28 protein-coding genes and 1 riboswitch are annotated in these 24,848 nt (G+C 71.5%); of the genes, 7 read left to right on the top strand and 21 right to left on the bottom strand.

From position 1 onward, the window contains the following. Positions 1–10: 10 nt before the first annotated feature. The 10 genes from LUZ64_RS25000 to LUZ64_RS25045 all read right to left on the bottom strand — a co-directional run bounded on the left by LUZ64_RS25000 (position 11) and on the right by LUZ64_RS25045 (position 6,968). A complete protein-coding gene (locus tag LUZ64_RS25000) occupies positions 11–853 on the bottom strand; it encodes a helix-turn-helix domain-containing protein (RefSeq protein WP_095584838.1) in 843 nt (280 codons plus the stop codon). Then, positions 850–1,386, bottom strand: a complete 537-nt coding sequence (locus LUZ64_RS25005; RefSeq protein ID WP_095584839.1) for a DUF6879 family protein — start codon at positions 1,384–1,386, stop codon at positions 850–852. Before LUZ64_RS25005 ends, LUZ64_RS25000 begins: the two co-directional genes overlap by 4 nt. Before the next feature lie 5 nt (positions 1,387–1,391). Beyond that, a complete protein-coding gene (locus tag LUZ64_RS25010; protein ID WP_095584840.1) occupies positions 1,392–1,595 on the bottom strand; it encodes a hypothetical protein in 204 nt (67 codons plus the stop codon). 143 nt (positions 1,596–1,738) lie between these two features. Next, on the bottom strand, positions 1,739–2,947 hold the full coding sequence (locus LUZ64_RS25015; RefSeq protein WP_170116954.1) for a phage major capsid protein: 1,209 nt from the start codon (positions 2,945–2,947) through the stop codon (positions 1,739–1,741). 269 nt (positions 2,948–3,216) lie between these two features. Then, a complete protein-coding gene (locus LUZ64_RS25020; protein ID WP_095584842.1) occupies positions 3,217–3,492 on the bottom strand; it encodes a hypothetical protein in 276 nt (91 codons plus the stop codon). Then, positions 3,492–3,662 (bottom strand): hypothetical protein, encoded by a 171-nt coding sequence (locus tag LUZ64_RS25025; RefSeq protein ID WP_170116955.1) that lies wholly within the window; start codon positions 3,660–3,662, stop codon positions 3,492–3,494. The genes LUZ64_RS25020 and LUZ64_RS25025 overlap by 1 nt, the downstream gene beginning before the upstream one ends. A 99-nt stretch (positions 3,663–3,761) precedes the next feature. After that, positions 3,762–6,110, bottom strand: a complete 2,349-nt coding sequence (locus LUZ64_RS25030) for a DUF3987 domain-containing protein (RefSeq protein WP_232390569.1) — start codon at positions 6,108–6,110, stop codon at positions 3,762–3,764. After that, positions 6,107–6,250, bottom strand: a complete 144-nt coding sequence (locus tag LUZ64_RS25035) for a hypothetical protein (RefSeq protein ID WP_232398789.1) — start codon at positions 6,248–6,250, stop codon at positions 6,107–6,109. The genes LUZ64_RS25030 and LUZ64_RS25035 overlap by 4 nt, the downstream gene beginning before the upstream one ends. Before the next feature lie 158 nt (positions 6,251–6,408). Continuing rightward, positions 6,409–6,660 (bottom strand): hypothetical protein, encoded by a 252-nt coding sequence (locus LUZ64_RS25040; protein ID WP_095584844.1) that lies wholly within the window; start codon positions 6,658–6,660, stop codon positions 6,409–6,411. Beyond that, positions 6,657–6,968 (bottom strand): helix-turn-helix transcriptional regulator, encoded by a 312-nt coding sequence (locus tag LUZ64_RS25045; protein WP_211305183.1) that lies wholly within the window; start codon positions 6,966–6,968, stop codon positions 6,657–6,659. Before LUZ64_RS25045 ends, LUZ64_RS25040 begins: the two co-directional genes overlap by 4 nt. Before the next feature lie 13 nt (positions 6,969–6,981). Here LUZ64_RS25045 and LUZ64_RS25050 point away from each other — a divergent pair, with 13 nt between their 5' ends. After that, positions 6,982–7,497: a helix-turn-helix domain-containing protein gene (locus LUZ64_RS25050; RefSeq protein ID WP_211305184.1), complete on the top strand. Its 516-nt coding sequence runs from the start codon at positions 6,982–6,984 to the stop codon at positions 7,495–7,497. Beyond that, positions 7,490–8,692, top strand: a complete 1,203-nt coding sequence (locus LUZ64_RS25055; RefSeq protein WP_095584864.1) for a site-specific integrase — start codon at positions 7,490–7,492, stop codon at positions 8,690–8,692. The genes LUZ64_RS25050 and LUZ64_RS25055 overlap by 8 nt, the downstream gene beginning before the upstream one ends. A 132-nt stretch (positions 8,693–8,824) precedes the next feature. Here the strand turns inward: LUZ64_RS25055 and LUZ64_RS25060 are convergent, their stop codons facing one another. The 8 genes from LUZ64_RS25060 to bioB all read right to left on the bottom strand — a co-directional run bounded on the left by LUZ64_RS25060 (position 8,825) and on the right by bioB (position 17,628). Beyond that, a complete protein-coding gene (locus tag LUZ64_RS25060; RefSeq protein ID WP_095584846.1) occupies positions 8,825–9,598 on the bottom strand; it encodes an SGNH/GDSL hydrolase family protein in 774 nt (257 codons plus the stop codon). A 116-nt stretch (positions 9,599–9,714) separates the two neighbouring features. Next, positions 9,715–10,734 carry a hemolysin family protein gene (locus tag LUZ64_RS25065; protein ID WP_095584847.1) on the bottom strand — a complete coding sequence of 340 codons (1,020 nt, stop codon included), beginning with the start codon at positions 10,732–10,734 and terminating at the stop codon, positions 9,715–9,717. Continuing rightward, positions 10,731–12,101: a hemolysin family protein gene (locus LUZ64_RS25070; RefSeq protein WP_095584848.1), complete on the bottom strand. Its 1,371-nt coding sequence runs from the start codon at positions 12,099–12,101 to the stop codon at positions 10,731–10,733. Before LUZ64_RS25070 ends, LUZ64_RS25065 begins: the two co-directional genes overlap by 4 nt. A gap of 218 nt (positions 12,102–12,319) precedes the next feature. Beyond that, a complete protein-coding gene (locus LUZ64_RS25075) occupies positions 12,320–13,201 on the bottom strand; it encodes an LLM class F420-dependent oxidoreductase (RefSeq protein WP_095584849.1) in 882 nt (293 codons plus the stop codon). Positions 13,202–13,356: 155 nt separating this feature from the next. Next, entirely contained in the window at positions 13,357–14,049 is a 693-nt protein-coding gene (locus LUZ64_RS25080) for a class I SAM-dependent methyltransferase (protein WP_095584850.1), read from the bottom strand. A 239-nt stretch (positions 14,050–14,288) separates the two neighbouring features. After that, positions 14,289–15,020, bottom strand: a complete 732-nt coding sequence (bioD, locus tag LUZ64_RS25085; protein WP_095584865.1) for a dethiobiotin synthase — start codon at positions 15,018–15,020, stop codon at positions 14,289–14,291. A gap of 66 nt (positions 15,021–15,086) precedes the next feature. Continuing rightward, positions 15,087–16,397, bottom strand: a complete 1,311-nt coding sequence (locus LUZ64_RS25090; protein WP_095584851.1) for an adenosylmethionine--8-amino-7-oxononanoate transaminase — start codon at positions 16,395–16,397, stop codon at positions 15,087–15,089. Continuing rightward, entirely contained in the window at positions 16,390–17,628 is a 1,239-nt protein-coding gene (gene bioB, locus LUZ64_RS25095; protein ID WP_095584852.1) for a biotin synthase BioB, read from the bottom strand. The genes LUZ64_RS25090 and bioB overlap by 8 nt, the downstream gene beginning before the upstream one ends. A gap of 253 nt (positions 17,629–17,881) precedes the next feature. Here bioB and LUZ64_RS25100 point away from each other — a divergent pair, with 253 nt between their 5' ends. Continuing rightward, positions 17,882–19,051, top strand: a complete 1,170-nt coding sequence (locus LUZ64_RS25100) for an 8-amino-7-oxononanoate synthase (RefSeq protein ID WP_095584853.1) — start codon at positions 17,882–17,884, stop codon at positions 19,049–19,051. Positions 19,052–19,071: 20 nt separating this feature from the next. Here LUZ64_RS25100 and LUZ64_RS25105 read toward each other — a convergent pair whose 3' ends face one another. Continuing rightward, positions 19,072–19,314, bottom strand: a complete 243-nt coding sequence (locus LUZ64_RS25105) for a DUF397 domain-containing protein (RefSeq protein WP_095584854.1) — start codon at positions 19,312–19,314, stop codon at positions 19,072–19,074. A 9-nt stretch (positions 19,315–19,323) separates the two neighbouring features. After that, positions 19,324–20,193: a helix-turn-helix domain-containing protein gene (locus tag LUZ64_RS25110; protein WP_095584855.1), complete on the bottom strand. Its 870-nt coding sequence runs from the start codon at positions 20,191–20,193 to the stop codon at positions 19,324–19,326. Positions 20,194–20,468: 275 nt separating this feature from the next. On the opposite strand from LUZ64_RS25110, the gene LUZ64_RS25115 reads away from it, so the two are divergent. Further along, the gene (locus tag LUZ64_RS25115; protein ID WP_095584856.1) at positions 20,469–20,906 is read left to right on the top strand and encodes an ATP-binding protein; all 438 of its coding nucleotides are present in this window, start codon (positions 20,469–20,471) and stop codon (positions 20,904–20,906) included. Between the two features lie 102 nt (positions 20,907–21,008). Here the strand turns inward: LUZ64_RS25115 and LUZ64_RS25120 are convergent, their stop codons facing one another. Beyond that, entirely contained in the window at positions 21,009–21,479 is a 471-nt protein-coding gene (locus LUZ64_RS25120; protein WP_095584857.1) for a C40 family peptidase, read from the bottom strand. Between the two features lie 5 nt (positions 21,480–21,484). Then, positions 21,485–21,650, bottom strand: a riboswitch (cyclic di-AMP (ydaO/yuaA leader). 850 nt (positions 21,651–22,500) lie between these two features. On the opposite strand from LUZ64_RS25120, the gene LUZ64_RS25125 reads away from it, so the two are divergent. From LUZ64_RS25125 to LUZ64_RS25135, 3 genes are read left to right on the top strand one after another with little or no spacing between them, the layout of a single operon-like run. Next, positions 22,501–22,803, top strand: coding sequence for an urease subunit gamma (locus tag LUZ64_RS25125; RefSeq protein ID WP_095584858.1), 303 nt, complete (start codon positions 22,501–22,503; stop codon positions 22,801–22,803). A 13-nt stretch (positions 22,804–22,816) separates the two neighbouring features. Then, positions 22,817–23,128, top strand: a complete 312-nt coding sequence (locus LUZ64_RS25130) for an urease subunit beta (protein WP_095584859.1) — start codon at positions 22,817–22,819, stop codon at positions 23,126–23,128. Continuing rightward, positions 23,121–24,842 (top strand): urease subunit alpha, encoded by a 1,722-nt coding sequence (locus LUZ64_RS25135; protein WP_095584860.1) that lies wholly within the window; start codon positions 23,121–23,123, stop codon positions 24,840–24,842. Before LUZ64_RS25130 ends, LUZ64_RS25135 begins: the two co-directional genes overlap by 8 nt. The last annotated feature ends 6 nt before the right edge of the window (positions 24,843–24,848 follow it).

Raw genomic sequence — 24,848 nt, forward strand, 5'->3', positions numbered from 1 at the left:
CACGGGATTGCTAACTCAGGTCCAGGGCTGCTCGGGCGCGGGCGAGGAGGCGGTGCGCCTGGTGGTCGTAGACGGCGCTTTCGCGCAGGGTCTCCCAGATCTTCAGGAACATGGCGATCTCGTCCGGATCGTCAAGCCACATCTCCACAGTCCAGGTCTCGGAGATCACCAGGCGTTCGTCGTAGACCGAGAAGCCGTCTCCGGGGGCGACGTTCATCTGGGCGCCGAGCGGGATGATGCCGAGGGTGACGTTGCTCAGCCCGGCGACGGAGATGAGCCGGTCGAGCTGGGCGGCCATCACTTCGCGCGGGCACAGCAGGACATACAGGGCCGCTTCCCAGACCACGAGGTCGAAGCGCTTGCCCGCCTCGTACAGGGCCGCCTGGCGCTGCATGCGGGCGTTCACCGCGGGTTCGACGTCCCGGGGCGTGCTCCGTAACTGGCCGTACCGGGTGAGGACGTGCCGGGCGTAGTCGGCGGTCTGGAGGATGCCCGGCACGATGCCCGCCTCGAAGGAGCGCGTGACGCCGGTCCGCTGGGTCTGCTCGATTCCGGCTTCCTGGCGTGGCCGGTGTCCGCCGGCCAGTTGCCGCCGCCACGTCCGGTAGCGCGTCTCCAGCCCCCGCAGCCGGCCCTTCAGCTCCCCGGCGGTCTCAGGCTGCCCGCAGGCGACGGCCCACGCGTCGAGGTCCGCGGCCGTGGGCGTCTGCTTGCCGTTCTCCAGGCGGGAGACCTTGGATGGCGCCCAGCTCAGCGCGTCCGCGGCCTCCTTCCCGTTCAGGCCCGCCTCGGTGCGCAGTTCGCGCATACGCGCACCGAGGGTTACCCGGGCCTGCTGGAAATCGTTGCTCACATGGAGGAACGTACCGGCCCTGTCAGCTCGTGGGCAGGGCATGCGTAGTGCCATGCGGCGTCACGGATCTGGCAGCCCTGGAGCACGGCAGCCGGGTCGTCCGTCAGTTCCATGCCGAGAGACCGGTCCCCGTCGAAGTGGAACAGCCCGATCATCCGGGAGTCGAACAACCAGAAGTCCCGCATCGGCACTTCGAGCCGCTCGGCTTCGGCCCGGGGCAGGTACCGGATGTCCTCGCCGGCGGCGACGCTGTCCGCCACGTCCTCCAGGAGCCACCGCTGGTAGTCCGTGGGCGGCTCATCGATCACGCGGACGCGTTCAACACGTTTCCCCTCCTCCTCCAGCGAGGCCATGGTGAGCAGCCATGGTCTCGCCGGCCCTGGTACCGGTGGCTCGCCGCGCAGGAAGCGCTGGAGATCCTCGGTCTCGTGGGCCACTCCGTATGCCCGCCGCGTCTCCCAACGCCACGCCGTGTGTTGGAAGCCGTCACGGAAGAACTCCGTGATGCCCGGCCCGCTGATCAGGTTGGGCACGCCGCCTACTCCTTGGGCGCGAAGCGCGTGAGCAGATCGGCCGGGATGACCACGAACGTCTCGGACTTCTTGACGTCGCGCAGCTGCGCGAGGTGCTCAGGGTCGGTGAGCCGGTCGCCTTGGACGACGTAGTTGCCGGTCTCGGTGTCCCGATAGAGGGTCGGGCAGTCGCCGTCTTTGGACGTCGTACCGATGAACTCCAGGGCCATGAGTGGCTTCCTCTCAGCGTGGTCGATCAGAGCCCTCAGAATCGTCTGTGGCTCACGGTCTGCGCAGGAGGATTGCGAAAGATTGCGAAGTAGCCTGGCTGCCCCCGGATTGCTCGCAAGCCTGATCCGGGGGCTTCACCACGTCACGCGGTCAGGTCGACCTCGACGATCGCCGACGGGCGCAGGATCTCCAGACCGAACCGGCCCTCGAAGCGGAAGCGCAGCATGTTCCGCTCGAAGTCCGAGGCACCGACCCCGGTCCCCAGGGCGTTGGGGTCGTACATGTTCTCCGACCAGTCCAGGAGACCCTCCTGGCGGACCTGCAGCCGCGTGGCGCGGGCGAAGTCCGCCAGGTACGCGGTGCCCGCCGTGACGGCCGTGGAGGTGACCACGGGCACGCCCCACAGACGGCGGGAGGAGGCGTTCACCGCGGCCACCGGGCCGCCGTAGTAGAACCGGGCCTCGTTGTCCTGCGTCAGCTCGAACGTCTCCCAGTCCGCCGGGTTGACCACCCAGCCGGCGCCGTCGAGGTAGCCGAACTGCTCCAGCTTCGTGATCGCCTTCCGGGCGGTCGTCAGGATGTCCGTGGCGAACGCCTGCGACTGCGAGCCGGACACGTTCGCGATCCCGGTCATGTGCTCGCCCGTGCCGTCACCGTTGACGATCTCGTCCTCCAGGGCGAGCTCCAGGCCCAGCCGCATCTCCTGGTCGATGAACGTGCGCAGCATCGGCGCGTCGTCGAGATCCTGCCGGCTGATCGGCTCCGACAGGTGCGCGATCACCCGCGTGCGGTCGTCGAACCGCGTCAGCGTGTACACCGACGTGGGCTTCTTCGCCCCGGGGGCGACGACGTCCGCGTTGTTCGTGCGCGTCGTCTGCCGCAGGTACGAGAAGCGGCCCGTGCTGTTCTGCACGGCCGGGATCAGCTGCCGCAGGGACAGCACGGGGACGTCGGTGCGGACCGGCTCCGGGTCTAGCGGCACCGACACCGGGACTGACCCAGACGCGAGGATGCCCTTGTACTGGCCGAAGTGATCCGCCGTGGCCGTCATGACCTGGGCGCCCCACTCGGAGCCGCCCGCCGCCTTCACCCGCGGGTGAAGCTGCGACTTCGCCGCCCGCGGCTCGCCGCTGATGGCGTCGCCGAGGGACCGCAGCACACCCCGGACGGAGTCCTTCCCCTGCCCCTTCTCCCACTGAGCCTTGCATTCCTTGGCGAGGGCAGCCAGGCGCTGCGCCTCGGCGACTTCGCCTGGCGTGACGTCCCGGCCCTCCTCGTCGGCCTTCGCGAAGATGGCCTGAGCGGCCTTGAGATGGGTGACCGCCTGCTCGCGCATGGTCTCGGTGTTCATGATTGTCCTTCGGGAAGTAGTGATCGCTTCCCGCATCACCCAGGGCGCCGGCCGCGTGCAACGCTGGGCGGGGGCTCGGTCTGATCCGGGCGGTGCCGAACTGGGCGGACACCAGGGCTGGCGGCACTGCCCGCGGGGGTCGGCGCGGGGCCGGCGACTTGGCGGCCGGACTGGATACCGGTGGCCGCCGCCGTGCCCCTTGCCTCCGTCGCTCACGGAGCAGCTGCTCGCGGTCCCTACTGCTGGCCGTCGATCAACCTGATATCAGTCTACGCCGCAGCGCCGACAGTGCGGCTGATCTCGCGGCCGTCCTGGTAGACCGTCAACTCGGCGCAGGAGCACGGGCAGGACAGCATGCGCAGGCGCTGCACCTCCAGGCCGTCCTCCACGACGAACCAGACACTGCCCTCGACGTCCATCAGACGGCCCTCCGACGCCTCCGTCAGCCACCGGCCCGACGGCATCGCCGACGCCTCCGCGTGTTCCACCACGACTGTCAGCAGCCGGACGCCCGCGGCCGTCCGGCCGTCGATCGCCTTGACCATCACACTCGCCTCCACAGCCGGTCATCCCAGTCCTGCACGTCCAGCGGATCGCCCGTCGCCATCTCCTGCGGCTGGCCGTCCCACCTCGGCGGCTCCACCGGGACCGTGCTCGCGCGCGGCCGGTGCCAATCCGGCGCGGCCTCGACGGTCGGATCCTGCTCATCGGCCATGGTCATCTCTCCGTTGCCCCCTTATCGGCGAATTGAGCGCGCGTCTTCCCGGCTGACCGGGGCGCTGTCCGTGATGTCCGTTTTCGTGATTGCGACTCCCTATGCCTGTTCGTCTCCTCGTCCCGCGCCTCGGCCGCCGACGGTGCTCACCTTGGGGTGCACGGCGAACCGCGGGGACGGCTTGCGGCCGCGCTTGCCGGTGTTGTCGGGGGGTGGGATCAGGGCGATCCAGCCGTGTTCTTCGAGCTGGAGGAGGACGTCGTTCATGGCGTCCATGTCCTCGGCCCACTCGCGGCCCTTGAGGGCCTGCCAGGCGTCCCGGGCGGAGAAGTCCGCTCCGGGGTCCTTACGGGCGCCGAGCCAGGTCAGCAGTTCCCGTAGGGGCTTGAGCTTGCCCTCGCGGTTGCGGCCCATCAGGTCGAACACGGCGCGGGCGTGAGCGATCAGGTAGGGGGCCATGTCGAGTGCGTCTCGGATGCGCTCCTCGCTGATCTCCCGGGCCGCATGGTCCTCGTAGAGCGTGAGGCAGGCGGCGATACGGATGAGCTGGCCGCGGAGCTTGCCCGCCCAGTCCGCCAGGTCGTACAGGTCCCCGCCGGGCTTCCGGCGGCGTGCGAAGGAGTTGTAGAACTCCCCGAACGTCTGCCGGGCCCCGGGCGACAGGTACATGGTCTCGGGGGCCGTGGGTGGGCCCATCCATAGGCGTGTGATCAGGTGGCGGATCCGGTCGCGGTAGTCCTCGGCGACCGGCAGGGGGACCGGTGGGGAGTCGAACGTGTCCTCGTCGGTCGGGCTGGGCTTGGCGTACAGGAAGCGTCCGAGGAGGCCGGACTGCCGGAACTCCGGGTTCTGCTTCTCTAGGCCCGCGACGATGCCCGGCTGGACGACGAGCCCGAGCGCGAGGAAGGTGTGGGCCATGCGGGCCGAGGCCCGGCCGGTGCGGTCGATCGTGTACGGGCCGCCTGTGTACGCCTCCAGGAGCAGGTCTGTGTTGGCTTTGCCGTTGTTGCCGTACAGGCCGGCGGCCACCTTGAACAGGCCGCCCTCCGAGGCCAGGGAGCCGATGCGCCCACCCTGCTCGTACATGCGCTTGGCGAGCGCTTCGAGGGTGATGTCCCGCACCAGCAGCCGGGGAAGCTCCGGTGCGTCTCCCAGCTCCAGCAGCCGGGCCCGCATGGCCTCGGCGTCCGCCTCGGCCTCGGCACGCTTGGCAGCGTCCGGGGACGTGGCGCCCTGCTCGGCCTTGGACATGCGGGCCGTCGTGATGCGGATCTCCTGGGCCGTGGCCTCCACCTCTGGCCGGGCCTGTTCCATCAGCCCCTCTTCCATCTCCCGCAGGGGAGCGGCGGCGGCGTTCAGGGCCGGGGTCTTCTTCTCCGAGGAGTCAGCCAGGGCGACGAGGTAGAGCGCCGTGGACTCGTGCCAGTCCGGCTTGACCTGCACGCGCACGCGCCCACCAGTGGCTGTGGAGATGCTGGCCAGCGCGGCGAACGCCACCAGGTCCTCGGGGGTCTGGAGAGAGGCCGCGGTGGCGGTGACGAACTTGCCCAGGGTCCCCAGTCTTTCCGTGGGGAAGCGGGGCATGGGCGGGGCGTCGATGGGGATCGGCTCGTCCCACCCTGTTTCCTCGGATCGCGTCCCAGAAATCCCAGAACCCTGCCCAGAGTCCGGATCCTGGGACGCCACCCGGTTTTTGGGATTTACGGGATGCGCTTCCGGGGGAACGAGGTCTTCGTAGCCGAGGCCGGCCGAGAGGTGGTCTGATACGTCCTTGCCCACGGCCGGTTCCAGGACGCGGACCGGGACGCCCGCGCCTCGTACCGAGGCGGCGACGGCTGCGGCGTGCTTGCGACCGGGCTCGTCGCGGTCGGCGATCACAACGATCTCCGAGGCGCCCACGAGGTGGCGGACATAGTCGTCGTGCCACTTCCCGGCCCCGCCCACGTTGCACGTGGCGGTGGCTCCGGTGGCCCGGAGGTTGTCGGCGTCCTTCTCGCCCTCGACGACAAACACCGGCCCGCCGGCCTGAACCGTGGCGACGACCTCGGGCAGCCGGTAGAGGACGCGCCGGATGCCCTTGACGCCCGCGGTGCCGTCGGGCCGGTACTGGCGGAAGGTCTTCTTCTCCCCGTCGTAGCCGGGTTCGATCCGGCGCACGCGGTAGAGCACCTGCCCCTGCTCGTCGCAGTACGGATACTCCGCCACCGCCTGGGGCCGCTCCCGGGTCGGGAGCGGCTCGTCGAAGAGGTCGGCCATGGAGAGCCCGAGGGTGGAGACGATGTCCTCGGTGGCGCATCCGGCGTGGCAGTTGATGACCACGCCCTTGTTGCCGTTGGTGACGGACAGGGAGGGCGAGCGGTCATCGTGCGAGGGGCACTGCCAGGCGGTACCCCGGCCGTTGCTGCCGTGCGCCTGGAGAGCTTCGGCGATCCGGCGGTACGCGCTCAAGCGATCACCACCGGCGTCGTCCGCAGGACCACGACGTACACGAGCCCGCAGGGCGCGGTCTTGAGCACGCTCCGGACGAGCGGCAGGGGCACGCGGTGCAGGTGCGGGTGCCCGCATCCGGGGCACTTCTCGACCTTCACCTGCCGGTGCCACTTCCGCGAGCGGGAGCGGTACGTGTCGAGCCGGCCGTCTACACGCGGCGGGTGGCCCTGCGCTACGGTGACCGCAGTCCCTTCGCCCGCCGCGAGGACTTCCTGAGACCCGCCCGTTAGCCCCGGGCGGGTCTTTGCGTTGATCGTCACGCCGCCCCCCGGATGCCGTCTGGCTCTCCGGCTGCGTCGCCTTCAGCGGAGAGCAGCCGAGCCAGGTCGGCGGTGATGATGACGTGGCGGGAGCCAAGAGGGATGGTCTTGACGGGGCTGTCCCCGCGCCTGATGCGTTCGTGCAGGTGACTCTTGCTGCATCCGATCGCACTGGCGGCCTGAGCGACGCTGATGGTCGCGGGCCACTTTCGGACGTCGGAGAGAGTCGGCCTGGTGCTCTTGTTCATGCCGCCGCCCTCCTTTCCTGCTCGCGCAGGTACGACTCGACGTGGTCACTGCGGTACCGGACAGCGGAGTTGGGGGCGGTGGAGAGCTTTGTGTAGCGGGGGCCGATGCCCTGGTGACGCCAGTTGGCGAGAGTGCCCGGGTGGACCCTGAGCTGAGTGGCGACCTCGCGAGATGTGAGCCATTCGATCTTGTCCATCATCACTCCTGTCGAGATTTTCGCGATGATAGCTTGCATCATCGCGTGATACTCGGTGATGATGGCGAGCGTAAGGCTTGATTGAAGTATCCGCAAGATCTCGTTACTCATCGAGATTATCGCGATGAGTAACATCGAGATCATGACGACGGGACGAATCGAATTGGGCCCCACCGGTCGAGCTGTGGCTGCGAACGTGAAGCGGCTCCGCACCTCGCGAGGCATGAGCTTGAGGGCGCTCTCTGAAGCCCTCTCCCGAGCTGGCAGGAACCTGAGCCCGGACGCAATCAACAAGATCGAGAACGGCGCCGAGGCGGGCACGCGGAAGCAGGTAAGGCGCGTTGACGTCGACGACTTGATCGCCCTTGCCGTCATCCTCGGCGTATCCCCCGCATCGCTTCTGCTGCCTCAGGACGCCCGCGGGGCGGCCGAGGTGACCGCAGTTGGAGCGGTTGAGGCGGCTGTTGCGTGGCAGTGGATGTGGTGCACCGAGCCGATCACCCTGCCGGAGGACGAGGCGGAGGCGGATCGGGCGGTCAAGCAGTTCTTGCTCGACGCTCGCCCCATCGGCCTGTTCGCCGCTCGGGGAGACGATCGGATCCCCGGGTACATCGTGGAGTCGCGAGGTGGAGGTGGCTGAGCCGAAGCGGATCATCCTGTCGAGCGGGAAGATCCGCTACCGCCTGATGGTCGAGGCTGGCCGTGACGAGAACGGCAAGCGGATCCAGCTCACGGTCACGAGGGACACCGCGAAGGAGTGCCGAGCCGAGCGTGACCGGATCTTGCATCAGCGGTCGGCCGGGACGTTCATCGCCCCCAACAAGATCACGCTGGGGGAGTGGCTCGACCAGTGGCTGGAGCATAAGCGCCGGGACGTCGAGGAGACGACCATCCGCACCTACCGCATGGCGCTGGTGCACGTCGACGAACGCCTCGGGCATGTGCGGCTACAGGAACTCACGGAGGACCAGGTCCAGGACTTCCTGGATGCGCTCGTGGCGACCGGGCGCCGCAAGGGCGGTCTGCCCGGTACTCGGCTGGCCGTGTCGACGGTCCTCGGCATCCTGACGCGGCTGAGGGAGGCCCTGGGGCGCGCGGTCGTGCGGAAGCTGATCCCGGTGAACCCTGCCCAGTACGTCACGGTGTCCCTCGCCGACAGGAAGACGGACAAGCGGGAGCGGGAGCGGCCCAAGCCGTGGACCGTGATCGAGGTGCAGACGTTCATCCGCGGCATCGCCGACGACCGGCTGTGCGCGCCGCTGCTGCTGTCCTTGATGGGGATGCGGCCGGCGGAAGTCTGCGGGCAGCGCTGGCTCGACGTCGACCTCGACGCCGGCCTGCTGTCCATCACCTTGACGCGGACCATGGTGGGCAATCACCTGGTGCTGGAAAAGGACACCAAGACTGCGGCCGGCGAGCGCGGGCTACCGCTGCCTCGCGGCCCGTGGGAGGCCCTGCGCGCTTTCCAGGTGCTACAGCTGCTGGAGAAGGAGCTCGCGGGCGAGGGGTACGCCGATACGGGGTACGTCACCGTCGACGAACTCGGCCTGCCGCTGAACACCCGGCAGCTGCGGGAGTACGCCTACCGGTTGATGCGGAGACTGGGTCTGCGGCAGGTGCGCCTGTACGACGCCCGTCACGCTGTGCTGAAGGCGCTGGCGCTCGCCGGTGTGCCTGATGTGATCCTCGCGGCGTGGGCCGGCCACACGAACGCGGCCTTCACTAAGCGCAGGTACGTGTCCATCGAGCCGGAGGACATGCGGGGCGCGGCCGACGCCTTGGACGTGTTCCACGGCGTAGATCAAAAGGCTGATGTGAGAATTTGTGAGATTTGATCTCTTACCTCAGAGCCCTTACCTCATCTGACCTGTACGAATAACTCTGTCCGTAGAACAGTGACCGGATTCTACTGGCGGTTCGCGCAGGTCCGCGCCGCGCCCCGGTTCGTAGGTAGCTACGAAGCGCGGTCAGGAGGCGTCGTAGGGCAGCAGCTCGGCGCGCTTCGGCGGGCGGCCGTCGCCCGACGAGCGGCCCGTGAGCCGGCGGCCGATCCACGGCCCGAGGTGCTCGCGCGCGAAGCGGGCGTCGGAGGCGCGGCGGCTGACCCAGCCCGGGCGCACGGCCGGGGGCAGCGGCCGCCGCCAGTCCTCCTCGGGCTCGTAACCGAGGGCCTGCCACACCGCCTCGGCCACCCGGCGGTGGCCCTCGGCGTTCAGGTGCAGCCGGTCCTCGTCCCACAGCCGCGGGTCGCCCAGCGCCGCGGCGCCGAAGAGGTCCACGACCAGCGCGTCGTGCCGCCCTGCCAGCTCCTCGATGAAGTCGAACAACTGCTCCATGCGGGGCCGGAACCGCTCCAGCACCGGCCCCTGGCGCCCCGGGCTGCGCATCAGCACCAGCTGCTTGCAGTGCGGCGCCAGCCGGCCGACGGCCTCCTCCAGCCGGGCGCACACCAGGTTCACGTCGCACTTGGGGCGCAGCACGTCGTTGAGCCCGCCGACCAGGGTGACGAGGTCGGCGCCCATCCCGGCGGCCGCCGGCGCCTGCTCGTCCGCGATCTGCCCGATCAGCTTGCCGCGCACCGCGAGGTTCGCGTACCGGAAGCCGGGCGTACGGGCGGCCAGGCGCGCGGCGAGCAGGTCGGCCCAGCCGCGGTAGGAGCCGTCCGGGAGGCCGTCCGACATGCCCTCGGTGAAGGAGTCACCGACCGCGACAAAACTGGTGTACGTGGCATTCATCTGCATGGCGCGGCGATCCTACTCCGGAACCGCCGCGCTCCGCTCGGCGCCCCCAGGCGCCGGACGGGCCGGGATCCGGCCGTCCGGCGACCCGAAGGCAGGCGCCCCGGGATGGACCCCGGTCACCCGTGCACGCGCCGCCCGACCAGCTCCCGGAGCACGTCCTCCAGGGTGACCAGGCCCGCGAGGCGGTTGTCCTCGCCGATGACCGCCGCGAGGTGCGTGCCCGTGCCGCTCATCGTCGTGATCACGTCGTCCAGCGGGGTCGACGCGCGCACGGTCGCGATCCGGCGCATCCGCTGGAGCGGGAACGGCAGGTCGCGCGGCTTGGCGTCCAGCGCGTCCTTCACATGCAGATAGCCGAGGATCCGGCCCGCGCCGTCGATGACCGGGAAGCGGGAGAAGCCGGACTCGGCGGACAGCCGCTCCAACTGCTCCGGGGTGACCCCGAGCCGGGCCGAGACGACCCGCTCGACGGGCGTCACCACGTCCTTGACCGGCCGGGTGCCCAGCTCCAGGGCGTCCCGCAGCCGCTCCGTCGACCGGTCGTCGAGCAGCCCCGCCGCGCTGGAGTCGGCGACGATCCGGGCCAGCTGATCGTCCGAGTACGTCGCGGACACCTCGTCCTTCGGCTCCACCCGCATCAGCTTCAGGAGCCCGTTCGCCAGCGAGTTGATGGCGAAGACGAACGGGCGCAGCGCCCGGGCCAGCGTGGCCAGCGGCGGGCCGAGCAGCAGGGCGGTGCGCACCGGCTCGGCCAGCGCGATGTTCTTCGGCACCATCTCGCCGAAGAGCATGTGCAGATAGGTCGCCACGGCCAGGGCGATCACGAACGACAGCGGGTGCACCAGCCCCTCCGGCATTCCCACCGCGTCGAAGACCGGTGTCAGCAGGTGGGCGATGGCCGGTTCGGCGACCACACCGAGCACCAGCGTGCACAGGGTGATGCCGAGCTGGGCCGCGGCCATCAGCGCCGAGACGTGCCGCAGGCCCCACAGCACGCTGCGGGCCCGCCGGTCGCCCTGGTCGGCGTACGGCTCGATCTGACTGCGGCGCACCGAGATCATGGCGAACTCGGCGCCCACGAAGAAGGCGTTGACGACGAGCGTCGCCAGACCGATGAGCAACTGGACGAGGGTCATCGGCCGGCCTCCCCGTCCGTCGTGTCCTTGCCGTCCGTGCCCGTCTCCGGGCCGGTCCCCGCCGGGCGGGGACCGGTGAGCCGTACCCGCGCGGCGCGCCGGCCGGAGGCGTCGACGACATCGATCCGCCAGCCCGCCACCTCCACGGTGTCGCCCTCGGCCGGGATCCGGCCGAGCTCGGTGGCGACCAGGCCGGCCAGCGTCTCGTACGGCCCGTGCGGTGCGCGCAGGCCGATGATCTCCAGCTGGTCGGTGCGGGCCGCGCCGTCCGCGTCGTACAGCGCGCGGCCCCCGGCGTCCGTCCCGGCCGGTGCCAGGTCGGGCAGCTCGTCGGGGTCGTGCTCGTCGCGGACCTCGCCGACGACCTCCTCCACGATGTCCTCCAGGGTCACGACCCCGGCCGTGCCGCCGTACTCGTCGATCACGACGGCGATGGTCCGCCGGCCGGACAGCCGGTCCAGCAGCCGGTCCACGGTCAGCGACTCCGGTACGAGCAAGGGCTCGCGCAGCATCGCGGTGACGGGGTGGTGCGGGCGCCGCTCGGCGGGTATCGCCAGGACGTCCTTGATGTGCGCGATGCCGATGACGGTGTCCAGATTGCCGCGGTACACCGGGAAGCGGGACAGGCCGGTCGCGCGCGTGGCGTTCGCGACGTCCTCGGCGGTGGACTGCGCGTCCAGCGCCGTGACCTGGACCCGCGGGGTCATCACGTTCTCGGCCGTCAGCCGGGCCAGGCTCAGGGTGCGCACGAACAGCTCGGCGGTGTCCGCCTCCAGCGTGCCCTCCTTGGCGGAGTGCCGGGCGAGCGCGGCCAGCTCCTGCGGGCCGCGCGCGGTGGCCAGCTCCTCGGCCGGCTCCAGGCCCATGCGGTGCAGGGTGCGGTTCGCGGTGTTGTTCAGGTGCCGGATCAGCGGCCCGAAGGCGGCGCTGAACGCGCGCTGCGCCCCGGACACCTTCTTCGCCACCGGCAGCGGGCGCGAGATCGCCCAGTTCTTGGGGACCAGCTCGCCGATCACCATCAGCACGACGGTGGACAGCACGGTGCCCAGGATCAGCGCGGTGGAGGACGCCGCCGAGGCGCCGAGGCCGAGCGCCTCCATGGGCCCGGTGAGCAGGGCCGCGATGGACGGTTTGGAGATCATGCCGATGATCAGGCCGGTGACGGTGATGCCCAGCTGGGCGCCGGAGAGCTGGAAGGTGAGGCCGCGGACGGCCTTGAGGGCGCTTTCCGCGCCGAGGTCGCCGTTCTCGGCGGCCCGCTCCAGCTCGCCGCGCTCGACGGTGGTGAGCGAGAACTCCGCCGCGACGAAGACGGCGCAGGCCAGGGTCAGTACCAGGGCCGCCACCAGGAGGAGCACTTCGGTCATCGGTTCACCTCCGTCCCATGGTCGGGCAGAGGCGGAAGGATCGCGCGGTGTCGGCTACTGGGAGGCTCGCCCATGGGCGGACGCTCACACCTTTCAAACGGGGGGTACTCAGGGGTACCGAACGGCAATGGCTGCCACCCATGGTAAAGGACCAGCAAAAAGCCAGGTCGTGGTGGGCGCGGGCCGTCGGCTCCGCGCCCAGGGACGGCAGGCCCCTGTCAGGAGCCGCGCAGCTCCTCCATCACCGGCGCGAACACCTCCAGGTTCGGCTCCAGGACGGTCAGATAGGTGAAGCCGTACCGCTCACGGTGGGCGCGCACCTGGTCGGCGATGTCCTTCACCGAGCCCGCCAGCACCACCGGGTGCTCCAGGAGCTCGTCCTCGGTGAGGTCCTGGCCGTACTCGGCGAGCTTGCGCGCCGTGGCCCGGCGGTCCGCGCCTGTGGCCACGACCTGCACCAGGATGTTCAGCTCGGCGGGCGTCGCGCGCCCGGCCGCGAAGCCCTTGTAGAGGTTCGTCCGCTCCTCCAGGACGGACGGGCGCAGCAGGCTGAGCGCCCCCGAGTCCGAGGACCCGGCCCCGCTGAACGCCGTGATGTCGGCGTGCCGCGCGGCCAGCCGCAGCATGCGCTTGCCGTTGCCGCCGAGCAGCAGCGGCGGGCGCGGCGCCTGCGCGGGCGCCGGTACGTGCCCGGGGTCGGCCAGGGTGCGGTCGAGCTCCGTGACCGTGCGCTCCAGGTGGTCCACCCGCTCGCGCGGCGAGCCGAAGGGCAGCCCCGCCCGGTCGTGCTCCTCCTTCACATAGCCCGTGCCGAGGCCGAGCTCCAGGCGGCCGCCGGTGAGCTGGTCCGTGGTCGCCACCTCGCGGGCGAGCAGGGCCGGGTTCCACAGGCCGGCGTTGAGCACGAAGGTGCCGAGGCGCGGACGCTCGGTGGCCTCGGCGGCGGCGACCAGCGAGGGGAAGGGCGCCGGCATGCCGAGGTGGTCGGCCACGAGGATCACGTCGTAGCCGAGGGACTCGGCCTTGCGGCACTTCTCGCGCCACTCGGCGGCGGAGCCGGGCGTGAGCATGTTGACGGCGAAGCGGAACGGTCGTGACATCGGATCCCCCAAGATCGACGGTGAGGCGGCCAATTTAGCGGAGGGTCTCTCCGGTTAGGCCGTTCCGGTTCGCCGGCCCGCGCGGAGGCGTGCGCTCCCGGTCCGTATTCCCGCTGTTCGCCCGGAAACGCCGTGACCGAAGTCACGGGGCCCGCTCACGGCGACCGGGGATCCTCGGGCCCGGCGGCCGGGCGGCGGGCCGTGCCCAGCACGAACGCCGACGCGGGCAGCGGCACCCTGCTCTCCGGCACCCGCAGCCGCCGGTACGTCACCGTCTCGAACCCGGCGGCGGTAATCGACCGCAGCGGGTCCCGCGCCGTGTGACAGCCGCCGAACAGGGCCGGCCACACCGAGGCGTCCAGGGTGCGCTGCACCGTCGCCAGTATCCGCCCCGTCGCCCGCCCGTGCTCGAAGAAGCGCAGCTCGCCACCGGGTTTGACGACCCGTCGCAACTCCGCGAGGGATCGCCGGACGTCCCGCACCGAGCACAGCACCATCGACAGCACCGCCGCGTCGAACGCCTCGCTCTTCACCGGCAGGGCCTCCGCCACGCCCGGCACCACGTCCACCGGCACACCGGCCCGCACCGCGGCCTCCACGGCCAGTCTCCGCAGCCGCCGTTCGGGCTCGATCGCCACCACCTCGGAGACGGTCCCCGGGTAGTACGCGAAGTTCAGCCCGTTGCCCGCACCGATCTCGATCACCCGGCCGGACAGCCCGGCCAGCAACTCCCGCCGGTGGGCGGCGACCCCGGCGCGGACGTCGACGAGGGGGCTGAGGGCGGCGTAGGCGCGGGAGAAGACCGGGTGGTGGACGAGGTCGTTCGAGGCGCGGGGGCTGCGGGGCATGGCACACCCTTTCGTGAAGGGATCCGTCGGCTACCGCGATTGTTCCCGCGACGGGGGTGTTTTCCCCTACCCGCCCCTTCCCGAATGTCCTCAAGCGCCGGACGGGCTGGAAAATCCAGCCCGTCCGGGGGCACCCCCAGCGGTAGCTGGGGGAGCTTGAGGACCGGGGCCCGGGGCGGAGCCCCGCCACGCGGCGGAGCCGCATATCGGACGCAGCGGGAAGGGGCGGGGGGAAAGCCTCAGCCCCCGTACGGCTCCGCCGCGTACCGCGAAGCGAACCGCTCCGGCGACCACGTCCCCGACAGCCCCGCCGCCAGCCACCCCGGCGCCGCCGCGCGGAACGCGGAGGACGACAAGGCCCCCGCCCCCTCCGGCACCGCGCCCAGCAGCGGCGCCCCCGCCGAGCGGGGCAGGTCCGCCAGGTTGCATCGGGTCGCCAGATCGGGCGCGGACGGCCAGCTGCCGATGACGACGCCCTCGCACCGCAGCCCGCGCGAGCGCAGCGCCTCCGCGGTCAGCGCCGTCACGTTCAGCGTGCCCAGCCCGGCCTGGGCGACGACCAGCACGGGAGCGTCCAGCAGCCGTGCCACGTCCGCGAGCGTGGCGCCCGCCTCGTCCAGCTCCACGAGCAGCCCGCCGGCGCCCTCGACGAGCACCAGGTCGTGCGTGGCGGCGAGTTCGGCCGCCGCCTTCGCCACCTCCTCCGGGCGTACGGGCGCGCGGCCCGCCCGGCGGGCGGCGGTCGCCGGCGCGAGCGGCTCCGGGAAGCGGGCGAGCTCGGCGCCCGTGACCTCGCCGGCCAGCCGCCGCACCTCCGCGACGTCACCGTCCTCGCCGGGCGCGACCCCGGTCTGGGCGGGCTTGAGCACCGCGACGGTGCGGCCCGCGGCCAGCGCCGCCGCCGCGACCGCCGCCGTCACCACGGTCTTGCCGACCTCGGTGCCGGTGCCGGTGACGATCAGTATTCCCATGGCGTTCACGCTCTCCGCTCCCGTACCCGTTCCCTCGTCCATTCGCCGGCCCGCACCGACGCGCCGTCAGCCGGCCTCCGCCGCCGCGCGGACACCCGCGCAGATCCGCGCCAGGTCCTCGTCGTCCGTGACATAGGGCGGCATGGTGTAGATCAGGTCCCGGAACGGCCGCAGCCAGACGCCCTCGCGGACCGTGGCCGCGGTCGCCGCCGCCATGTCGATCCCGTGGTCGAGCTGGACGACGCCGATCGCGCCGAGCACCCGGACGTCCCGTACACCGGGCAGCCCGGCGACGTCCGCCAGACCGGCCCGCAGCCCGCCCTCGATCCGCCGGACCTCCGCGCGCCAGTCCTGGGACAGCAACAGGTCGATCGAGGCGTTCGCCACGGCGGCGGCGAGGGGGTTGGCCATGAACGTCGGGCCGTGCGCCAGCACCGGGACCTCGCCCCGCGAGATGCCGTCCGCGACGCGCGGCGTGCACAAGGTCGCCGCCATCGACAGGTAACCGCCGGTCAGCGCCTTGCCCACACACATCACATCGGGGGTGACGCCCGCGTGGTCGGCCGCGAACAGCGCGCCCGTACGGCCGAAGCCGGTCGCGATCTCGTCGAGGACCAGCAGCACGTCGTGCGCGTCGCACGCCTCCCGCAGCACCCGCAGGTACCCCGGGTCGTGGAAGCGCATGCCGCCCGCGCCCTGCACCACCGGCTCCACGATGACCGCCGCCAGCTCGTCGGCGTGCCGGCCGACCAGATCCCACAGGTGCCGCGCGTACGCCGGGTCCGTACCGGCGCCGAAGCCGTCCGGCGGGGCGTCCGCGAAGACCTGCCGGGGCAGCGCCCCCGACCACAGCTCGTGCATCCCGCCGTCCGGGTCGCACACCGCCATCGGCTGCCAGGTGTCACCGTGGTAGCCCCCGCGCCAGGTCATCAGACGGCGCTTGGCGGGCCGGCCGAGCGAGCGCCAGTACTGGAGGCACATCTTCACGGCGACCTCGACCGACACCGATCCGGAGTCGGAGAGGAAGACGTGCTCCAGCCCCTCGGGGGTGATCTCCACCAGCCGGGAGGCCAGCCGCACGGCGGGCTCGTGGGTGAGCCCGCCGAACATCACATGACTCATCCGCCCCAGCTGCGCCTGGACCGCCTCGTTGAGCACCGGGTGGTTGTAGCCGTGGACGGCGGACCACCACGACGACATCCCGTCGATCAGTTCCGACGGTCCCGGCTGCCCGGCGACGGGCCCGGCGAGCCGCAGCCGCACCCCCGACGCGGAGGCGACGACCAGCGGCTCCTGCCGGCCCGGCATCGGGCCGTAGGGGTGCCAGACGTGCTGCCGGTCGAGGGCGAGCAGCTCCTGGGGGGTGAGATCAGGCATTGGGCGGCAGGTCCGTCCCCGCGCCCCGGCGCCGCACGGCGACCAGGTCCGTACGGACCTCACCGGCCGGCGCCGGCACCTCGGCCGCCGCGACCGGAGCGGCCTCGGCGGTGCCGACGGGCCCGCAGGCCCCGGCGGGCTCCGCGCCGCCGTCACCGCACGGGCCGCAGCCGCCACCACCATGCCCGCCGCAGCCGCCGCTCTGGCCGGCCGCCTCGGCCACGTCGGCCCGGTGCTTCGGGAGCGTCGTGGTGCCCGCGCCCTCCACCTCGAAGCCCGCGTCCTCGATCATCGCCAGGTCGGCCTTGCCCTCCTGGCCCTCACTGGTGAGGTAGTCGCCGAGGAAGATGGAGTTGGCCAGGTGCAGCGCGAGCGGCTGCATCGAACGCAGGTGCACCTCACGGCCGCCCGCGAGCCGCACCTCGACATCGGGGCAGACGAAGCGGACCATCGCCAGGATGCGCAGCGCGCGCTGCGGGGTGAGGTTCCACTCCTTGGCCAGCGGCGTCCCCTCGAAGGGGATCAGGAAGTTGACCGGCACCGAGTCCGGGTCCAGCTCGCGCAGCGAGAAGACCACGTCCACCAGGTCCGCGTCGCTCTCGCCCATGCCCGCGATCAGCCCGGAGCAGGCGGACATGCCCGCCGCCTGGGCCTGCTGCACGGTCTCGACCCGGTCCGCGTAGGTGTGGGTCGTGGTGATGCCGCCGTACGTGGCCTCGGAGGTGTTGAGGTTGTGGTTGTAGGCGTCGGCGCCCGCCGCGCGCAGCCGCTCGGCCTGCCCGTCGGAGAGGAGACCGAGGCACGCGCACACCTCGACGTCCTCGTTCTGCTCCTTGATCGCCGCGATCGTCTTCGAGACCCGGTCGACGTCCCGGTCCGTCGGGCCGCGCCCGCTCGCCACCAGGCAGACCCGCTTCGCGCCGCCGGCGACACCGGCGGCCGCGGCCTTCGACGCCTCGTCCGGCTTGAGCCAGGTGTACTTCAGGATCTCGGCCTTGGAGCCGAGCCGCTGCGAGCAGTACGAGCAGTCCTCGGGGCAGAGCCCGGACTTGAGGTTGACCAGATAGTTGAGCTTCACTCGGCGCCCGAACCACCTGCGGCGCACCTTGCCCGCGGCGGCCACCACATCGAGCAGCTCGTCGTCGGAGGTCGCCAGCACGGCGAGCGCCTCTTCGCGGGTCGGCAGCTCCCGCCGCAGCCCCTTGTCCACCAGCGTGTTCAGCAGGTCCATGCCGGAGATCCTTCCCCACCCCACCGACCCTCGGCCAGGGAGGAATCACACAACACCGCCTGTTCGAGGTGTGTGTATTGCCACACCGTGACCAGGCGGGACCGGGGCTAGGTTCTAGGCAGATCCCGTGCGCTCTGGTGGGACCGAACAGAACGCGCCCCGTTCCGCCACGAAAATCGCGACACCGGCGCGGCACGGAGGGGCGCCGGGGCGCGGCAGGCAGGCACGCACGACACGACGCGAAGGGCGGCAGATGGCTCCGCTGGCTCAGGACCCGTTCGACTGGATCGACCGGCACCACGCGCGGCGCCGTGCCGACGGCCTCGTGCGGACCCTCCGCCCGCGCCCCGCCGACTCGCCCCTGACCGATCTGGCCGGCAACGACTACCTCGGCCTCACCCGCCACCACGAGGTCACCGCCGCGGCCGCCGAGGCCGCCCGCCGCTGGGGCGCCGGCGCGACCGGCTCCCGGCTGGTGACCGGAAGCACCGAGCTGCACGCCCGCCTGGAGGCGGAGCTCGCGGACTTCTGCGGCTTCGAGGCCGCGCTCGTCTTCTCCTCCGGCTACGCGGCCAACCTCGCCGCGGTCACCGCGCTCGCCGCACCCGCCGACACCGCCGGGCCCGGCCCCCTGCTGGTCTCCGACGCGGGCAACCACGCCTCGCTCATCGACGGCTGCCGGCTCGCCCGCGCCGGCACGGCCGTCGTCCCGCACGCCGACCCGGAGGCGGTCCGCAAGACGCTGGAGGCCCACAGCGGCCCCGCGCTCGCCGTCACCGACTCCGTCTTCTCCGTGGACGGCGACGCCGCGCCGCTCGCCGCCCTCGCCGACGCCTGCCGCGCGCACGGCGCCGCGCTCCTGGTCGACGACGCGCACGGGCTGGGCGTCCTCGGCGACGGCGGCCGCGGCGCCGTCCACGCGGCGGGCCTCGCGGGCTCCCCGGACGTCGTCGCGACCGTCACCCTGTCGAAGTCGCTGGGCAGCCAGGGCGGCGCGGTCCTCGGCCCCGCCCGGGTCATACGCCACCTCGTCAGCAACGCCCGTACGTTCATCTTCGACACCGGCCTCGCCCCGGCCGCCGTCGGCGCGGCCCTCGCCAGCCTCGCGGTGCTGCGCCGCGAGCCGGAACGGGCGGCCCGCGTCCGGTACGTGGCCGCGGAGCTCCACCGCAGGGTGACCGCGGCGGGCCGGGTGTCCGTACGCCCCGACGCCGCGGTCGTGTCCGTGCGGGCGCCCTCACCGGAGGCCGCGGTCGCCTGGGCGGCCGACTGCCGGGCCGACGGGCTCGCCGTGGGCTGCTTCCGGCCGCCGTCCGTGCCCGACGGCGTCTCGCGGCTGCGGCTGACCGCCCGCGCGGACCTGTCGGACCGGCAGATCGAAGAGGCGGCCGCCACGGTCCTACGGACCGCGCCGGCCGCCTGAGTGTGCCCGGAGCCGCTCGCTCAGCGAACGGCGGGAGGGCGGAGCACCCCTTCGCTCAGCCCTCCGACGAACGACGACCAGGCTTTCGGGGTGAACAGCAGAGCGGGGCCCGCCGCGCGCTTGGAATCGCGCACGGCCAGGAACCCCGGGGCCGGCTCCGCCGTCTCGACGCAGTTGTTCATTCCGGTGCTGTGACTGCTGCGCCGCCACGCTGCGGCGCCCAGGGTCGATGCAGAGGGAACGTACCGAGGCATTGCGGACATGGTGCCTCCTTACGCGCCGTCGTTGATCCCGGCGATGAATTCCAACGAGTTCTCGTGCGAGAGGGCGTGCGCCTGCAGCGTCGAGAATGCCGTGACGTACGCCCGGAGGTCTTCTTTCCGCTCCAAGTAGAGGCTACTCGTCAAGTGGTCGAGAACAACCACATCCAGATCAGCAATGCGCGGAAATGAGAAGATAACAAAAGGTCCGGTGATGCCGAGATGACCACCACTGGTGAACGGCAGGACATGCAGCCGCACATGCCGCTGCGCCCCCGTCTCCACCAGGTGCCGCAACTGACCGGCCATCACCTGCCGCCCGCCCACTTCATGGCGCAGCACCGCTTCGTCCAGCACCGCGCAGAGCTCCAGCGGCTGCCTGCCCCGCAGTACCGACTGCCTCGCCATGCGCACCCGCACCAGCTCCTCCACCTGTTCCGGAGGGGGATCGTGCAGGGCCGCCCGGGTGACGGCACGGGCGTAGGCGGGAGTCTGCAGCAGCCCCGGCACCACCGTGGTCTCCAGGGTCCGTAACCGCGACGCCTCCGACTCCAGGCTGATGAAGTCCAGATAGGCGGGCGGCAGCAGATTGCGATAGGCGTACCACCAGCCCCGGCGGGCCCCTTCCGCATCGGCAGACCCGGCACCGCAGAGCGCCCCCAGCAGGGCGCGCAGCTCGCCGTCGGTCACTCCGTAGGCATCCAGCAACAGGGCGACGTCCGAGGACTTCACCCCGCTGCTGCCTGTCTCGATCCGGCTGACCTTCGACTGGTGCCAGCCCACCGCGCGCGCGGCCTCCAGGCTCGTCAGCCCGGCGAGTTCGCGCTGACGGCGCAGCTCCGCACCGAGTTTGCGGCGGCGCACCGCGGGTCCGTATCGCATCTGCCCTCCCTACCGCCCGAGGTGATTGAGGTGAACGGGGTGAACACGTCACGTCGGTGTCGATAGACCAGTGTGCCGTCCAAATCCGGTCTTCCGTCGTAGAGTTCACCGCTTCGGGCGACAGATATATGCATATCTCGGTGGATCGCTCACATCACTGCTGTTATCAGTGGCACTCTGTCGCGAAGAGCCGTCCGAGAACCGCTCCCCCCTTTCGGCAATCGTTCGTTCACGCGATGCGTCGGGATCCGGTCTCGGCGGGAAAGGGACAGGTCATGGCAGACCATCAAGAAGCCACCGTCACTCTGCCGAGCGCTCCCGCCTCGGTCTCCACGGCCCGCCGCTATGTGGCGGGTGTGCTCGCGGACTGGGGGCTGCCGGGTGGCACGGACACCGCCGAGACCGTACGGCTGATCGTCTCCGAGCTCGCCACCAACGCCGTTCAGCACACCCGTGGTCAGTCGCCGACGTTCACCGTCGACATCCGGCTCGACCAGGAGCAGCAGCTGCGCATCGGGGTGACCGACAGCCATCCGCGGTACCCGCGCCGGCTGCCCGCGGCCGTCCAGCAGGACAACGGCCGCGGTCTGGTCATCATCCGCTGCCTCACCGCCGAGTACGGCGGGAGGCTGTTCTTCACCCCGACCTCGGACGGCGGCAAGACGGTCTGGATCTCGCTGCCCTGGACGGAGCCGGCCGTCGCCGAGCGCTGAGTCCGCCGGGCGCCGCGCGCGCGGCGCGGGCCCCTCCCCGCCGGGGCCGGCCCCCGCGTGGTGCGCGGGGACCGGGGCGGGCCGGGGCGGGGCCGTCGTCGGTCAGTTCACCCGGCCGTACAGGACGTTGTTCGTCCAGATCCGCTCCAGGCGGACGACGGTGCCGGTCTTGGGAGCGTGCCAGATCTTGCCGTTCCCCGCGTATATCCCGACGTGGTAGATCCCCCGGCCGGAGACGAAGAACACGAGGTCGCCGCGTTCCCGGGCGGCGCGCGGGATGTGGTGGGTCCCGTTGTACTGCTGGGCGGCGGTGCGGGGCAGGGACTTCCCGACCCGCTTGAAGGAGTAGAGCGTCAGGCCCGAGCAGTCGAAGCGGTGGGGGCCGGTCGCGCCCCACTGGTAGGGGGAACCCTGTTTCGAGGCCGCGATGCTCAGCGCTTTGGTCGAGACGGACGAGGCTTCCGCGTCGGCCGCGCCACCCGGCACCAGCACCGTGGCGCCGACGGCGGCGAGCGTGAGGGCCGAGGCCGCTCCGGCCTTGGACAGCTTTGACGGACGTTTGTGCGCGCCCATGATGCCAACCCTTCGTCAGCCGCCTGTGAAGGATGACCTGTCGGGTTCGGGCAGGCGAAGGTTGCCCGGCCGTGTCAACGGCTTCACCCCAAGGGCCGACCGCACTACTCTTGGTCGTCCCACCGTGCTTGGGTCCTCCATCCCCACCGATGAGTTCGGTCGACCCGGCATCCAGACAGCGGCGGGGTTCGGCGTCCGCCTGGACCGCCCCGCCGGGATGGCGGGGTCTTGTCGTCGACCGGATCTTGGCGCAGCCCTGGTACGGATTCCGAGCGGAACCAAAGGTATGTGAGCCTGATCACTCCTGGGCGATTCCGGTGGACACGGGGCGATTTGATCATGTCCCGGTTCCCCTGTTGAGGTCCTGGCCTGCGGGCCGTCGCACCTGCTCCGGCGCGGTGTGCGTGCCCGGTTGAAATCGATCACCGCGCGCTGTCTACGACACCGTCCGGCGTCTGCGGGAGCGGTGTTTATCCGCCCGCCGACCCGGGTGCCGTGGGCGCGGGCGGGAGCGTGAGCGGGACGGCGCCCTGACGCGCCCTTCGCACCCCGGCCGGCACCGGCACCGTCCGCGTCAGGGCGCACCGCGCGCCACTCCCGACGAGCCCGGCCGAACGCCGGTTCGGGCGCTTCCGGTGGTCACGCGGCGGCGACGACCAAGGTCTGCGCGGCCCGTAGACCGCCGTACGTGTCATGCGCGCGTGCGGAGTTGATCCGGCCCAGAAGATCCCGTAGTTGCAGACGGCAGCCGCTCTCTTCGCTTTCCCCCGGGGCGGGACGGGCGGGGGAGAGGGGTGAGGTGCGAGTGTCCCGTGTCCGCGCCGGCTCCGTGGGGCGTTCCGGTGAATCCGGTACCTCTGGCCATGGATGTGCAAAGGGTCAGTTAACGCGTTGGAAAAGGTTCCGCCCTAATCTGCAATCCCTGGTCACCGGAAGAAGAACCCCAGGCCAACAGTGTGTTGAACTCGGCTGTGCGCCTGGTCTTTTCGGCCGGACCCCGGTTCGTCAGTGAGGTGGACCCATGCAACTCTCCCCACACGAGCAGGAACGCCTGCTCATCCATGTGGCCGCCGACGTGGCGGACAAGCGCCGCGCCCGGGGGCTGCTGCTCAACCACCCGGAGGCGGTGGCCCTCATCACCGTCCATGTCCTCGAAGGCGCCCGCGACGGACGCACCGTGGCCGAGCTGATGTCCTCCGGCCGCAAGGTGCTCACCCGGGCCGACGTCATGGCGGGCATCCCCGAGATGATCCACGAGGTACAGGTCGAGGCCACCTTCCCGGACGGCACCAAGCTCGTCACCGTCCACGACCCCATCGGCTGACGGGGGCACCGCGATGATTCCCGGCGAGATCCTGGCCGCCGACGGCCCCGTACGCCTCAACGAAGGACTGCCGCGCACCCGGCTCACCGTCCTCAACGCCGCCGACCGGCCCGTCCAGGTCGGCTCCCACTACCACTTCGCCGAGGCCAACCCCGGCCTGGTCTTCGACCGCGCCGCCGCGCACGGCAAACGGCTCTCCGTCGCCGCCGGCACCGCCGTGCGCTTCGAGCCCGGCATCCCCGTCGAGGTCGAGCTCGTGCCCATCGGCGGCAAGCGCGTCGTCGAAGGGCTGCGCGGCGAGTGCGGAGGGCCGCTCGATGACTGAGATCGGCCGCGCCGCCTACACCGAGCTCTACGGGCCCACCACCGGCGACCGGATCCGGCTCGCCGACACCGACCTGCTCATCGAGATCGAGGAGGACCGCAGCGGCGGCCCCGGCCACGCCGGCGACGAAGCGGTCTTCGGCGGCGGCAAGGTGATCCGCGAGTCGATGGGCCAGTCCCGCGTCACCCGTGCCGAGGGCGCCCCCGACACCGTGATCACCGGCGCCGTCGTCCTCGACCACTGGGGCGTGGTCAAGGCCGACATCGGCATCCGTGACGGCCGTGTCACCGGCATCGGCAAGGCCGGCAACCCCGACACCATGGACGGCGTCCACCCCGACCTCGTCATCGGCCCCGAGACCGAGGTCATCGCGGGCAACGGCCGGATCCTCACCGCGGGCGCCGTCGACGCCCATGTCCACTTCATCTGCCCGCAGCTCGCCGACGAGGCCCTCGCCTCCGGTGTCACCACGCTCGTCGGCGGCGGCACCGGCCCCGCCGAGGGCAGCAAGGCCACCACCGTCACCCCGGGCTCCTGGCACCTTGCCCGGATGTTCGAGGCGATGGAGGGATACCCCCTCAACATCGGCCTCCTCGGCAAGGGCAGCACCGTCTCGTACGACTCCATGCGCGCCCAACTGCGCGCCGGGGCCGTCGGCTTCAAGATCCACGAGGACTGGGGCGCGACCCCGGCCGTGATCGACGCCTGTCTGGCCGTGTGCGAGGAGAGCGGCGCCCAGCTCGCCATCCACACCGACACCCTCAACGAGGCGGGCTTCGTCGGCGACACCCTGGCCGCCATCGCCGGCCGGTCCATCCACGCGTACCACACCGAGGGCGCCGGCGGCGGGCACGCGCCCGACATCATCACGGTCGTCTCCGCGGCCAACGTCCTGCCCAGCTCGACCAACCCGACCCGCCCGCACACCGTCAACACCGTCGACGAGCACCTCGACATGCTGATGGTCTGCCACCACCTCAACCCGGCCGTCCCCGAGGACCTCGCCTTCGCCGAGTCCCGCATCCGGCCCGGCACCATCGCCGCCGAGGACGTCCTGCACGACCTCGGCGCCATCTCGATCATCTCCTCCGACTCGCAGGCCATGGGCCGTATCGGCGAGGTCGTGATGCGCACCTGGCAGACCGCGCACGTCATGAAGCGGCGGCGCGGCGCGCTCCCGGGCGACGGGCCGGCCGACAACCTGCGGGCGCGCCGCTACGTCGCCAAATACACCATCAACCCGGCCGTCGCCCAGGGGCTCGACCACGAGATCGGCTCCGTCGAGTCCGGCAAGCTCGCCGACCTCGTGCTGTGGGAACCGGCGTTCTTCGGCGTCCGCCCCCTGCTGGTGCTCAAGGGCGGGCAGATCGCGTACGCGCAGATGGGCGACGCCAACGCCTCCATCCCCACCCCGCAGCCCGTGCTGCCGCGCCCCATGTTCGGCGCCCTCGGCCGGGCACCGGCCGCCAACTCCCTGAACTTCACCACCCAGTGGGCCCTGGACGACGGCCTGCCCGAGCGGCTCGGCCTCGGTAAGCGGTTCGTCCCCATACGGTCCACCCGCGGCCTCACCAAGGCGGACATGCGCAACAACGACGCCCGGCCACGCGTCGAGGTGGACCCCGACACCTTCACCGTGACCGTCGACGGTGACCCCGTCGACCCGCACCCTGTGGCGGAACTGCCCATGGCCCAGCGTTACTTCCTCTTCTGATGGGGT

This window comes from Streptomyces albireticuli (assembly GCF_021228125.1).
GTDB classification, from domain to species: domain Bacteria; phylum Actinomycetota; class Actinomycetes; order Streptomycetales; family Streptomycetaceae; genus Streptomyces; species Streptomyces albireticuli.

Coding starts and splice junctions, on each gene's coding strand:
- LUZ64_RS25010 (WP_095584840.1), bottom strand. CDS start 1,595: ATGGCCCTGGAGTTCATCGGTACGACGTCCAAAGACGGCGACTGCCCG.
- LUZ64_RS25015 (WP_170116954.1), bottom strand. CDS start 2,947: ATGAACACCGAGACCATGCGCGAGCAGGCGGTCACCCATCTCAAGGCC.
- LUZ64_RS25020 (WP_095584842.1), bottom strand. CDS start 3,492: ATGGTCAAGGCGATCGACGGCCGGACGGCCGCGGGCGTCCGGCTGCTG.
- LUZ64_RS25025 (WP_170116955.1), bottom strand. CDS start 3,662: ATGGCCGATGAGCAGGATCCGACCGTCGAGGCCGCGCCGGATTGGCAC.
- LUZ64_RS25040 (WP_095584844.1), bottom strand. CDS start 6,660: ATGAACAAGAGCACCAGGCCGACTCTCTCCGACGTCCGAAAGTGGCCC.
- LUZ64_RS25045 (WP_211305183.1), bottom strand. CDS start 6,968: ATGAGTAACGAGATCTTGCGGATACTTCAATCAAGCCTTACGCTCGCC.
- LUZ64_RS25050 (WP_211305184.1), top strand. CDS start 6,982: ATGAGTAACATCGAGATCATGACGACGGGACGAATCGAATTGGGCCCC.
- LUZ64_RS25060 (WP_095584846.1), bottom strand. CDS start 9,598: ATGCAGATGAATGCCACGTACACCAGTTTTGTCGCGGTCGGTGACTCC.
- LUZ64_RS25065 (WP_095584847.1), bottom strand. CDS start 10,734: ATGACCCTCGTCCAGTTGCTCATCGGTCTGGCGACGCTCGTCGTCAAC.
- LUZ64_RS25070 (WP_095584848.1), bottom strand. CDS start 12,101: ATGACCGAAGTGCTCCTCCTGGTGGCGGCCCTGGTACTGACCCTGGCC.
- LUZ64_RS25075 (WP_095584849.1), bottom strand. CDS start 13,201: ATGTCACGACCGTTCCGCTTCGCCGTCAACATGCTCACGCCCGGCTCC.
- LUZ64_RS25080 (WP_095584850.1), bottom strand. CDS start 14,049: ATGCCCCGCAGCCCCCGCGCCTCGAACGACCTCGTCCACCACCCGGTC.
- bioD (WP_095584865.1), bottom strand. CDS start 15,020: ATGGGAATACTGATCGTCACCGGCACCGGCACCGAGGTCGGCAAGACC.
- LUZ64_RS25090 (WP_095584851.1), bottom strand. CDS start 16,397: ATGCCTGATCTCACCCCCCAGGAGCTGCTCGCCCTCGACCGGCAGCAC.
- bioB (WP_095584852.1), bottom strand. CDS start 17,628: ATGGACCTGCTGAACACGCTGGTGGACAAGGGGCTGCGGCGGGAGCTG.
- LUZ64_RS25100 (WP_095584853.1), top strand. CDS start 17,882: ATGGCTCCGCTGGCTCAGGACCCGTTCGACTGGATCGACCGGCACCAC.
- LUZ64_RS25105 (WP_095584854.1), bottom strand. CDS start 19,314: ATGTCCGCAATGCCTCGGTACGTTCCCTCTGCATCGACCCTGGGCGCC.
- LUZ64_RS25110 (WP_095584855.1), bottom strand. CDS start 20,193: ATGCGATACGGACCCGCGGTGCGCCGCCGCAAACTCGGTGCGGAGCTG.
- LUZ64_RS25115 (WP_095584856.1), top strand. CDS start 20,469: ATGGCAGACCATCAAGAAGCCACCGTCACTCTGCCGAGCGCTCCCGCC.
- LUZ64_RS25120 (WP_095584857.1), bottom strand. CDS start 21,479: ATGGGCGCGCACAAACGTCCGTCAAAGCTGTCCAAGGCCGGAGCGGCC.
- LUZ64_RS25125 (WP_095584858.1), top strand. CDS start 22,501: ATGCAACTCTCCCCACACGAGCAGGAACGCCTGCTCATCCATGTGGCC.
- LUZ64_RS25130 (WP_095584859.1), top strand. CDS start 22,817: ATGATTCCCGGCGAGATCCTGGCCGCCGACGGCCCCGTACGCCTCAAC.
- LUZ64_RS25135 (WP_095584860.1), top strand. CDS start 23,121: ATGACTGAGATCGGCCGCGCCGCCTACACCGAGCTCTACGGGCCCACC.